At 72.6% G+C, this 1,431-nt stretch carries 1 protein-coding gene; it reads left to right on the top strand.

Annotated elements, in window-relative coordinates; genetic code table 11:
* Positions 1-178 precede the first annotated feature (178 nt).
* Positions 179-1,381 (top strand): imidazolonepropionase, encoded by a 1,203-nt coding sequence (gene hutI, locus CH341_RS13425; RefSeq protein WP_111419532.1) that lies wholly within the window; start codon positions 179-181, stop codon positions 1,379-1,381.
* The last annotated feature ends 50 nt before the right edge of the window (positions 1,382-1,431 follow it).

Here is a 1,431-nt window from a genome sequence, read left to right as displayed (position 1 = left end):
GGGTGGGGTGAAGCCACACGCCGCAGCCGGCGCCGTCACCCCCTCCCGGCGGACTTCCTCCGCCGACCTCCCCCTCCAGCGGGAGGTGAAGAGCGCGCCGGACCATAGCGGAGGGCGCGGCGATTCTGTATGGGACGGGACGCGGGCGCGGCATGCCTGCGGGACGACGAGGCCTTCCATGCGGTTCGACCGGCTGTGGCGCGACGCCCAGATCGCGACGCTCGATCCCCGAAAGCCCGGGCTGGGCCTGCTCGCGCGTGGCGCCATCGGCGCCACGGACGGCCGCATCGCCTGGGTCGGCCCCGAGGCCGACCTGCCGGCGAATGCGGACGCGGCCGAGACGATCCGGCTCGACGGCCGCCTCGTCACCCCCGGCCTGATCGACTGCCACACCCATCTGGTCTACGGCGGCTCGCGCGCCAAAGAGTTCGAGATGCGGCTCGCCGGGGCGACCTACGAGGAGATTTCCCGGGCCGGCGGCGGCATCGCATCGACCGTGAAAGCCACCCGCGCCGCGAGCGAGGACACGCTGGTGGCGAGCGCCCGGACCCGGCTCGACCGCCTGCTCGCCGAAGGCGTCACCACGGTGGAGATCAAGTCCGGCTACGGGCTCGACGACGCCACCGAGACCCGCATGCTGCGCGCCGCCCGCCGCCTCGGCCGCGATGCCGATGTGCGGGTCGTCACCACCTATCTGGGCGCCCATGCGACGCCGCCCGGCGAGCCCGACAAGGACGCCTATGTCGAAAAGGTCTGCGCGCTGATCCCGACGCTCGCGCGCGAAAAACTCGCCGACGCGGTCGACGCCTTCTGCGAGGGCATCGCGTTCTCGCCGGAGCAGACCGCACGCGTGTTCGCGGCGGCGAAGGCGGCCGGGCTGTCGGTGAAGCTGCACGCCGACCAGCTCTCCAACCTGCACGGTGCCCGGCTCGCCGCCGCGCACGGCGCGCTGTCGGCCGACCATCTCGAGCACACGGACGACGAGGGCGCCGCCGCGATGGCGCAGGCCGGCACCGTGGCGGTGCTGCTCCCGGGAGCTTTCTATGTGTTGCGCGAAACGCAGAAGCCGCCGGTCGAGGCGTTCCGCCGCCACGGCACCCGCATGGCGCTCGCCACCGACTGCAATCCCGGTACCTCGCCGGTCACCTCGCTCCTGCTGATCATGAACATGGGCGCGACGCTGTTCCGCCTCACCGTCGACGAGGCGATCGCCGGCGTCACCCGCGAGGCCGCGCACGCGCTCGGGCTCGCATCGCAGATCGGCACGCTGGAGCCCGGCAAGGCCTGCGACCTCGCGATCTTCGACGTCGACACCCCGGCCGAGCTCGTCTACCGCATCGGCGCGGCGCCGCTGTTCTCGCGCGTCTATCGAGGCGCGTGATGCCTGCATTTCCTTCGGTCATTCCGGGATGGCGCGAAGCGCCGGACCCG

Origin of the sequence: Rhodoplanes roseus, from assembly GCF_003258865.1 — a bacterium.
Taxonomy (GTDB): domain Bacteria; phylum Pseudomonadota; class Alphaproteobacteria; order Rhizobiales; family Xanthobacteraceae; genus Rhodoplanes; species Rhodoplanes roseus.
Note: the sequence above shows the minus strand (reverse complement) of the source record. Positions and strands in the feature narration are given on the sequence as shown.

Bases quoted from the DNA above. Each gene is read 5' to 3' on its own strand.
- hutI (WP_111419532.1), top strand. From the start codon at position 179: ATGCGGTTCGACCGGCTGTGGCGCGACGCCCAGATCGCGACGCTCGAT.